General features: G+C 73.3%; 6 protein-coding genes. 2 read left to right on the forward strand and 4 right to left on the reverse strand.

The features are described 5' to 3' along the window. From AB8Z36_RS22145 to AB8Z36_RS22160, 4 genes are all read right to left on the reverse strand, one after another. On the reverse strand, positions 1 to 506 hold a 506-nt coding region (locus AB8Z36_RS22145), incomplete at its 3' end, for an SDR family NAD(P)-dependent oxidoreductase (RefSeq protein ID WP_369215104.1). Between the two features lie 71 nt (positions 507 to 577). Beyond that, positions 578 to 1,378: an Fpg/Nei family DNA glycosylase gene (locus AB8Z36_RS22150; protein ID WP_369215105.1), complete on the reverse strand. Its 801-nt coding sequence runs from the start codon at positions 1,376 to 1,378 to the stop codon at positions 578 to 580. A gap of 41 nt (positions 1,379 to 1,419) precedes the next feature. Then, the gene (locus AB8Z36_RS22155; protein ID WP_369215106.1) at positions 1,420 to 6,126 is read right to left on the reverse strand and encodes an ATP-dependent helicase; all 4,707 of its coding nucleotides are present in this window, start codon (positions 6,124 to 6,126) and stop codon (positions 1,420 to 1,422) included. Between the two features lie 185 nt (positions 6,127 to 6,311). Beyond that, entirely contained in the window at positions 6,312 to 7,286 is a 975-nt protein-coding gene (locus tag AB8Z36_RS22160) for a hypothetical protein (RefSeq protein WP_369215107.1), read from the reverse strand. Positions 7,287 to 7,364: 78 nt separating this feature from the next. Between AB8Z36_RS22160 and AB8Z36_RS22165 the strand changes: the two genes are divergently transcribed. Further along, positions 7,365 to 7,559: a DUF3046 domain-containing protein gene (locus AB8Z36_RS22165; RefSeq protein WP_369215108.1), complete on the forward strand. Its 195-nt coding sequence runs from the start codon at positions 7,365 to 7,367 to the stop codon at positions 7,557 to 7,559. A 116-nt stretch (positions 7,560 to 7,675) separates the two neighbouring features. Then, on the forward strand, positions 7,676 to 8,950 hold the full coding sequence (locus tag AB8Z36_RS22170) for an AI-2E family transporter (RefSeq protein ID WP_369215109.1): 1,275 nt from the start codon (positions 7,676 to 7,678) through the stop codon (positions 8,948 to 8,950). Positions 8,951 to 9,095 lie beyond the last annotated feature (145 nt).

A 9,095-nucleotide genomic window follows, 5' to 3' on the forward strand; every position in this document is an offset into this window, starting at 1 on the left:
GTGTTCTGGTCGGCGGGGGTGCCTTGGGCGGTGGGGGCGTCTTGGGTGGTGACGCCGGACGGGGCACCGGCTTCGGTGGTGGGGCGGGTAAGTGCCTCGATCATGGTGCGGGCCGCCGCCTGGCAGGCGTACAGAACGCCCTTGAAGTTGATGCCCAGGACGCGGTCGAGGTCCTCGTCGCGAGTCTCCAGGACCGGGCTGCTGTGCATGACACCGGCGATGGCCGCCATGATGTCGAGCCCGCGCCGGGGCCCGGTGGCCGCGGCACTCGCGACCGCCTGATCGACCTGCGCCTTGTCGGAGACGTCGAGCCGGTGGGTGTGCGCGGAGCCGCCCGCGGCCTTGATGAGCGTGGCGGTCTCGTGGAGCCCCCGCGGGTCGAGGTCGGCGCAGTGGACGGTCGCGCCCGCCTCCGCGAGGAGCAGGGCCGAGGCGCGGCCGATGCCGCTGGCGGCGCCGGTGACGAATGCGGTGCGTCCGGTGAGGTCGTACGCATTGACGGGCATGACGGGACCGTACGGCCGTATCTGACGGGGCGTCAACTGGTGTGTCCGTGTCAAGGGCGAGGCTCGATGCCTCAGGGGGTCGGCCCCTGCTGGCAGGCGGGGCACCAGTACGTGGGGCGGCTGCGGGAACCGTCGCCCTGTTCGGCCAGGCGGATGGGCGTGCCGCAGCGCAGGCAGGGTCGGCGCGCGCGCCCGTACACGTAGAGGCGGTGGCCGGGGCGCGCGCGGCCGGTGGTGGTGCGGTTGGGCTGGTTGCGGTTGACCTCAAGGAGCTTCTTCGAGAGGAGGGGGACGCGCTGGGCGACCTCCTCGGTCAGGTCGCCCACGGTGGTCCACGGGGTGACACCGAGCAGGAAGCAGAGCTCGCTCTTGAACACGTTGCCCACGCCCGCAAGAATCCGCTGGTCAAGGACCGCTTCGCCGAGGGCACGGTCCGGTTCCGCCATGAGGTTGGCCAGCGCTAGTTCGGGGTCCCAGTCCGGGCCCAGGAGGTCGGGGCCCAAGTGGCCCACGGCCTTCTCCTCGTCGGCGGTGCGCAGCAGTTCGAGTACGGGCAGGCGATATCCCACAGCGGTGTGCTCGGCGTTACCGACGATCGCCCGGATCTGATATGCCGGGCCGCCGTTCCAGCGCTCGCCCGGGGCGAAGATCCGCCACGAGCCGTCCATACGGAGGTGCGAGTGCAGGGTGAGCCCGCCCTCGATCCGGGTCAGGAGGTGCTTGCCGCGCGGGGTCACGTCCAGGACGGCGCGGCCGGTGAGGTCGACCGTCGCGAGCTTGGGCACGCGCAGGTCGGAGCGGGTGATGACCTGCCCGGCGAGGGCGGCGTGCAGCCGCTGGGCCGCCATGTAGACCGTATCTCCTTCGGGCATGGGTCCAGAGTGGCACGAGCTGGGTGCGGGGGCCGCCGCTCCTACGCCCGAAGGCGCAGCCCCCGTGGTGTGGCGTGGAAACCCGCTCCTTCCAGAAGAGGGGCGAAGGGGGAGGTAAGGGCGGCCTCGGCATTGATCCGCTCCACCGTCACCGTGCCCAGCGCGCCCGCTCGGGCCGCCGACGCCAGGGCCTCGGCGGCGGCCTGGAGACGCGGGTCCTGGGCGACGGGGTCCTCGGGCGAGGCGGGCCAGGCCAGGAGGGTCTTGCCGCCGCGCTCCATGTACAGCGTCAGGTCGCCGTCGACCAGGACGACCAGGGAACCCGCCTTGCGGCCCGGCTTGTGACTCGAACCGGACGGCGGCTCGGGCCAGGGAAGGGCCGCTCCGAACGCGTTGGCGGGGTCCGCCGCGGCGAGGACTACGGCCGCCCTGGCGTCGGCGGGGCGGGTGCCGTCGGCGCTCTCCCGGGAGTTCGCCGTGGCGCGCAGGCGGTCCACCGCGCCGTCCATCGCGAACTGCGCGGCGCCGAGCCCCTCCACCACATAGCCCCGCCTGGCCTGACCGCTGTCCTCGAAGGCGGACAGGACGCGGTACGACGCCGAGAAGCCGCCCTCGACCCCCTCGGCCGCCACCGCGCCCCGCGTGACCACGCCGTGCCGGTCGAGGAGGGTGCGGGCCAGGGCGTGCGCGCGCAGCGTCGGGTCGGGCTCGCGCGGGGGCAGCAGCGACCACCGGCCCGCGACCGTCGGGGGCCCGGAGCGGGAGACGGCGCGTGTCATGCCATAGCCGCCGGTGCGGGCGGCGGCGGTGAGGCTGCCGTACCGTCCGCGCGGGACGTTGCGCTTGGCGCGGTGGGCGGTGGCGCCCGCCGTGCGGCCCGAACCGAGCAGGGAGCGCATCGGTGTCAGGGTGTCGTTCGTGAGCTGCCCCGACCAGGCGAGCTCCCAGATCGCGTCGGCGAGCTGCGGGTCCGAGGCCTCCGGGTGTGTGGCGGCGCGGATCTGGTCGGCGATCTGGCGGAAGAACAGGCCGTACCCCCCGGAGAGGGTGTCGAGGACCGACTGATGCAGCGCGGTGAGTTCCAGCGGATGCGGTGGCGGCAGGAGCAGCGGCGCCGCGTCCGCCAGGTAGAGGGAGACCCACCCGTCCTTGCCGGGCAGGGACCCGGCACCGGCCCAGATCACCTCGCCCGCCGTGGTCAGCTCGTCGAGCATCGCTCCGGTGTACCCCGAGACGCGGGAGGGCAGCACCAGCTTCTCCAGCGCGGACGCGGGCACGGTCGCGCCCTGAAGCTGCTCGATGGCGCGGACCAGGCCGTCGATGCCCCGCAGGCCGTGCCCGCTCAGGTGCTGCCACTGCGGCAGGAACTGGGCAAGCGCGGACGGCGGCACCGGCTCGAGCTCGTGCCGCAGGGCCGCCAGGGAGCGGCGGCGCAGCCTGCGCAGCACCGCCGCGTCACACCACTCCTGGCCGATGCCCGCCGGATGGAACTCTCCCTGTACGACCCGGCCGCTCGCCGCGAGGCGTTGCAGCGCGCCCTCGGTGACCGCGGCCCCGAGGCCGAAGCGGGCGGCGGCGGTCGCGGTCGTGAACGGGCCGTGCGTGCGCGCGAAGCGGGCGAGGAGGTCGCCGAGCGGATCCTTGACCGGCTCGGTGAACGCCTCGGGGACGCCCACGGGCAGGGCCGTGCCGAGCGCGTCGCGCAGCCGGCCCGCGTCCTCGATCGCCGCCCAGTGGTCGGCCCCGGCGATACGGACCTTGATGGCGCGGCGGGCGGCGGCCAGCTCCTCGGCCCACTCCGGCTCTGCGCCGCGCTCGGCCAGCTCGGCCGCGGTGAGGGGCCCGAGGAGGCGCAGCAGATCGGCCACGCCCTCGGGGTCCTTGATCCGGCGATCCTCCGTGCGCCACTGGAGCTCCTGCTCAAGATCCGTGAGGACGTCCGCGTCGAGGAGCTCGCGCAGCTCCGCCTGGCCGAGGAGCTCCGCGAGGAGATGGGAGTCGAGGGAGAGGGCGGCCGCGCGCCGCTCGGCGAGGGGGGAGTCGCCCTCGTAGAGGAACTGCGCCACGTACCCGAAGAGGAGTGAGCGGGCGAAGGGGGACGGCTCGGGGGTCGTGACCTCGACGAGGCGGACACTGCGGGACTCGATGTCGCCCATCAGCTCGGTCAGGCCGGGTACGTCGAAGACGTCCTGGAGGCACTCCCTGACCGCCTCCAGGACGATGGGGAAGGAGCCGAACTCGCTCGCCACTTCCAGGAGCTGCGCGGCGCGCTGCCGCTGCTGCCACAGGGGTGTGCGCTTGCCGGGGCTGCGGCGCGGCAGCAGCAGCGCGCGGGCGGCGCACTCACGGAAGCGCGAGGCGAACAGCGCGGACCCGCCGACCTGGTCGGTGACGATCTGATTGACCTCGCCCTTGTCGAAGGCGACATCGGCCGCGCCGACCGGGGCCTTCTCCGCGTCGTACTCCACGAGGGGCGTGGCGGGGTCCTGGTCGAGCAGGTCAAGGCTCATCAGGTCGGCGTCCGGCAGCCGCAGCACGATGCCGTCGTCGGCGTGCATGACCTGCGCGTCCATGCCGTACCGCTCGGTGAGGCGGGCGGCGAGGGCCAGCGCCCACGGGGCGTGCACCTGGGCGCCGAAGGGGGAGTGCACGACGACCCGCCAGTCGCCCAGCTCGTCGCGGAACCGCTCGACGACGATCGTGCGGTCGTCCGGGATGTGCCCGCAGGCCTCGCGCTGCTCGGCGAGGTACGTCAGGACATTGTCGGCGGCCCACGCGTCCAGCCCCGCGGCCAGCAGCCGCACGCGCGCGTCCTCCTGGGAGAGGGCGCCCACCTCCCTGAGGAAGGCGCCGAGCGCGCGCCCCAGCTCCAGCGGGCGGCCGAGCTGGTCGCCCTTCCAGAAGGGCAGCCTGCCGGGGACACCGGGGGCGGGCGAGACGAGGACGCGGTCCCGGGTGATGTCCTCGATGCGCCAGGAGCTGGTGCCGAGCGTGAAGACGTCCCCCACCCGGGACTCGTACACCATCTCCTCGTCGAGCTCCCCGACGCGGCCGCCGCCCTTCTTCGGGTCGGCACCGGCGAGGAAGACGCCGAAGAGGCCCCGGTCGGGGATCGTGCCCCCGGAGGTGACCGCGAGACGCTGCGCACCGGGCCGGCCGGTGACGGTGCCCGCGACGCGGTCCCACACCACGCGCGGGCGCAGCTCCGCGAAGGCGTCGGAGGGATAGCGGCCCGCGAGCATGTCGAGGACGGCCGTGAACGCGGACTCCGGCAGCGAGGCGAACGACGCGGACCTGCGCACCACGGCGAGCAGGTCGTCGACCTGCCAGGTGTCGAGCGCGACCATCGCCACCAACTGCTGCGCGAGCACGTCGAGGGGGTTGGCCGGGATGCGCAGCGACTCGATGGCGCCGGTCCGCATCCGCTCCGTGACGACGGCCGCCTGCACCAGGTCGCCCCGGTACTTGGGGAAGACGACGCCGGTGGAGACCGCGCCCACCTGGTGCCCAGCGCGGCCGACACGCTGGAGCCCGGAGGCGACGGAGGGCGGTGACTCCACCTGGACGACGAGGTCGACGGCGCCCATGTCGATGCCGAGCTCCAGGCTGGAGGTGGCGACCACGGCGGGCAGCCTGCCCGCCTTCAGGTCCTCCTCGACCTGTGAGCGCTGCTCCTTGGAGACCGACCCGTGGTGGGCGCGGGCGAGGACGGGCGGGGCGCCCTTGGCCGCGCCGGACTCGGCCATCAGCTCGGCCGGGGAGTGGTCCTCGGGGAGGGCCTCGCCGGTCGCTCTCTCGTACGCGATCTCGTTCAGGCGGTTGCACAGACGCTCGGCCAGGCGGCGGGAGTTGGCGAACACGATGGTCGAGCGGTGGGCCTGGACGAGGTCGGTGATGCGCTCCTCGACATGCGGCCAGATCGAGGGGCGCTCCGCCTGACCGCTGCCGCCCGGGCCGTCGGCCGCGTCGGTGGCGGGGGAGCCGCCCAGCTCCCCGAGGTCCTCGACCGGGACGACCACGGAGAGGTCGAACTCCTTGCCCGAGGGCGGCTGGACGATCTCCACCTTGCGCTTGGGCGAGAGATAGCGGGCCACCTCGTCCACCGGCCGCACCGTGGCGGACAGGCCGATGCGCCGGGCGGGCTTCGGCAGCAGCTCGTCGAGCCGCTCCAGGGACAGGGCCAGATGGGCGCCGCGCTTGGTGCCCGCGACCGCGTGCACCTCGTCGAGGATGATCGTCTCGATGCCGGTGAGCGCGTCGCGCGTGGCCGAGGTGAGCATCAGGAAGAGCGATTCGGGCGTCGTGATCAGGATGTCCGGCGGGCGGGTCGACAGGGCCCTGCGCTCGGCGGCCGGGGTGTCGCCGGACCGGATGCCCACCCGCACCTCGGGCTCGGGCAGGCCGAGGCGCACGGACTCCTGGCGGATGCCGGTCAGCGGGCTGCGCAGATTGCGCTCCACGTCGACCGCGAGCGCCTTCAGGGGAGATACGTACAGCACGCGGCAGCGCTTCTTCGGGTCCGCGGGCGGCGGGGCCGAGGCGAGCTGGTCGAGTGCGGCGAGGAACGCGGCCAGCGTCTTTCCGGAGCCCGTGGGCGCTACGACCAGCACGTCCGAGCCCTCGGCGATGGCCTGCCACGCACCGGCCTGGGCGGAGGTGGGCGCGGAGAAGGCCCCCGTGAACCATCCGCGGGTCGCGGGGGAGAAACCGCCGAGGGCGCCGTCGGCACCGGACGCAGAGCTGACCATGCCCCCATCGTGCACCCCGCCACTGACAACGGCGCTGACCTGCGCGATCGGGGTTTCGCGTCGGGGCCGGTGCATGAGCGGCACCTGCCGCCGAGGCCGCCGGAGCTGCCGAAGCCGCCGGAGCCGCCGARGCCGCCGGAGCCGCCGACGTTCCGGGCCGTCGGGTGGACGCCGGGCGCGCCCCGTCAGCCGATGGCCCGCCCGTACGCCCGTAGCGTGAGCAGGGCCTCGATGGTGACGATCGGGCGGGACTCCAGCGTGGTGCCCGGCGCCCACTGGCGCCACCGGACGGGCCAGCCGCCGTCCGCCCGCTGCTCCCGCTCCAGGAAGTCCAGCGAGCGCCGCATCTCGGCGTCCGTGAACCACGACCGTGCCAGCGATTCGGGAGTCCTCGCGAAGTCGTGCGCGAAGTGGTGCTCGCCCGGCGCGTACCCCGGCGACACCGGGTACGCGTCGAGGTCCGCGGGGTCGAGCGCGGCGAGGCGCTGCTCCCGTACGAGACGGCCGAGACGGTTGGCCGCCGCCCGCGCGCGCGAGCGGTCGGGTGCGCCGTCGAGGAAGGCCACGGCGGCCTCGACCTCGTAGGGATGGGTCTTCTCCAGTGACTCGACGGCCGCCCAGCAGAAGTCGGTGGCCCGGAAGAGCCAGGCGTGCCACACGTCGTTGCGGTGCAGGAGACCCACCACGGGCCCGGTGGCGAGCAGCTCGCCCGGCGGGTCGTCGACGATGGGCATGAACGGTGCCGAGGGGTAGCCGCGCTGGCTGGGATGGATCGCCGGGAGCGCGCCCTCGGACGTCGACGCCGAGGTGAGGTAGCGGCACACGCGCTCCGCCCGCTGCCCGCCGCAACGCCGGATGGAGTCAAGGACGCGCAGCGCGTGTCCGGCGTGCAGCGGCTGGCTCACGGGGCCGCGCAGATCGGGTTCGAGGCCGTGGCCGTAGCCCCCGTCCGCGGTGCTGTACGCGGTCAGAGCCGCTTCGACGGCGTCCGCGGTCCGCTCGCCGTCCCCGCCGGCCGCCCCCGCGGCGAAGTGGTGCGCGAAACGTCGCTGCTCGAGGACGCGCGCGGTGAGCCAGACGAAATGCTCGGCCCGGGCGACCGGGGGGAGCGCCGTGTCGGGCAGTGGCACTGAGTCGGGAGATGCTCCGGTTTCAGCCATGGACCGACCGTAGGGCGGAAAGCGTTCTCGGTGAGCCCCCAGTGCCGGGCTGCACTCCCAGAGCGGGATACTGGATGCATGCGGTTGACGGTCTTCTGGCAGCGGATGGCGGAGCACTTCGGAGCGGGGTACGCCGATTCCTTCGCACGCGATCACGTGATGACGGAACTGGGCGGCCGTACGGTCCACGAGGCGCTGGACGCGGGGTGGGACGCGAAGGACGTCTGGCGCGCGGTCTGCACGGCGATGGACGTACCGCCCGAAAAGCGCTGAGTACGGACGGCTCCGCACCGCAGAGGGGCGCACGCGCGCGTGCACCGGCACCAAGACGCGGGGGCAAGATGCGGGGGTGGCGTCCGACAGCCCGTGGCGTGGGTGAGACTTGCTCCGTGGCACCCACAGATGAGACCGCGCAGGTCACCAAGGACACCGCTTCCCCCGGCACGACGCCGCCCGCGCAGCCCCCCGCGGGGGCCGAGGCAGGGCGCGGCGCCCGCATGCCGCGCTGGCTGCCGCGTGCCATGGTGCTCGCCCTCGCGCTCGTCGCCTGCTTCCAGCTGGGCAGCTGGGCCTTCCATCAGCTGACCGGGCTATTGATCAACGTATTGATCGCGTTCTTCCTGGCGCTCGCCGTCGAGCCCGCGGTGAGCTGGATGGCGGCCCGCGGGCTGCGCAGGGGCTTCGCGACCTTCCTGGTCTTCCTGGGCGTCGTGATCGCGGGCGCGGGGTTCATCACCTTGATGGGGTCGATGCTCGCCAGCCAGATCGTCGACATGGTCGAGGACTTCCCCGACTATCTCGACAAGGTCATCAGCTGGATCAACCAGACGTTCCACACGGACCTCTCCCGCGTCGAGGTGCAGGACAGCCTCGTCCACTCCGACTGGCTGCGTAAGTACGTGCAGAACAGCGCCAGCGGTGTCCTCGACGTCTCCGCGCAGGTCCTCGGCGGCCTCTTCCAGCTCCTGACGATCCTGCTGTTCTCGTTCTACTTCGCGGCCGACGGACCGCGGCTGCGGCGCGCCCTGTGCTCGGTGCTGCCGCCGGCCAAGCAGGCCGAGGTGCTGCGCGCCTGGGAGATCGCGGTCGACAAGACCGGCGGCTACCTCTACTCCCGCGGTCTGATGGCGCTGATCTCCGGGATCGCGCACTACATCCTGCTCCAGGCGCTGGACGTCCCCTACGCGCCCGTGCTCGCGGTCTGGGTCGGCCTCGTCTCCCAGTTCATCCCCACGATCGGCACGTATCTGGCGGGCGCCCTGCCGATGCTGATCGCCTTCACGGTGAACCCCTGGTACTCGCTCTGGGTGCTGATCTTCGTCGTGGTCTACCAGCAGTTCGAGAACTACCTGCTCCAGCCCAAGCTCACCGCCAAGAGCGTGGACATCCACCCGGCGGTCGCCTTCGGCTCGGTCATCGCGGGGACCGCGCTGCTCGGAGCGGTGGGAGCGCTCGTCGCCATCCCGGCGGTCGCGACCCTCCAGGCCTTCCTCGGGGCGTACGTGAAGAGGTACGACGTCACCGACGACCCCCGGGTCCACGGGCACCGGCGCCGCGTCGGGCCGCCCCTCCTCGCGCGCGTGCGGCGCGCGCTGCGGGGGCCGAACCATCCCGGTGCGGCGGCGGAGTCCGAGACGCGGCCGGAGCCGGACGAGCGCCGCTAGCACCCGCTGTGCGGGGACGCCGCCCCTCGCGTGAGGGGCGGCGTGGCACGCTTGACACCAAAATCGAACATCCATTCTCATGGGATGTCCGACGGCGATTTTCCGCAGGTGCGCAGGGGGGACCCTGGCGGGCTCCGGGGGATTT

Origin of the sequence: Streptomyces flavofungini (genome assembly GCF_041028215.1) — a bacterium.
GTDB classification, from domain to species: Bacteria; Actinomycetota; Actinomycetes; order Streptomycetales; family Streptomycetaceae; genus Streptomyces; species Streptomyces flavofungini_B.

Coding starts and splice junctions, on each gene's coding strand:
- AB8Z36_RS22165 (WP_369215108.1), top strand. CDS start 7,365: ATGCGGTTGACGGTCTTCTGGCAGCGGATGGCGGAGCACTTCGGAGCG.
- AB8Z36_RS22150 (WP_369215105.1), bottom strand. CDS start 1,378: ATGCCCGAAGGAGATACGGTCTACATGGCGGCCCAGCGGCTGCACGCC.
- AB8Z36_RS22155 (WP_369215106.1), bottom strand. CDS start 6,126: ATGGTCAGCTCTGCGTCCGGTGCCGACGGCGCCCTCGGCGGTTTCTCC.
- AB8Z36_RS22160 (WP_369215107.1), bottom strand. CDS start 7,286: ATGGCTGAAACCGGAGCATCTCCCGACTCAGTGCCACTGCCCGACACG.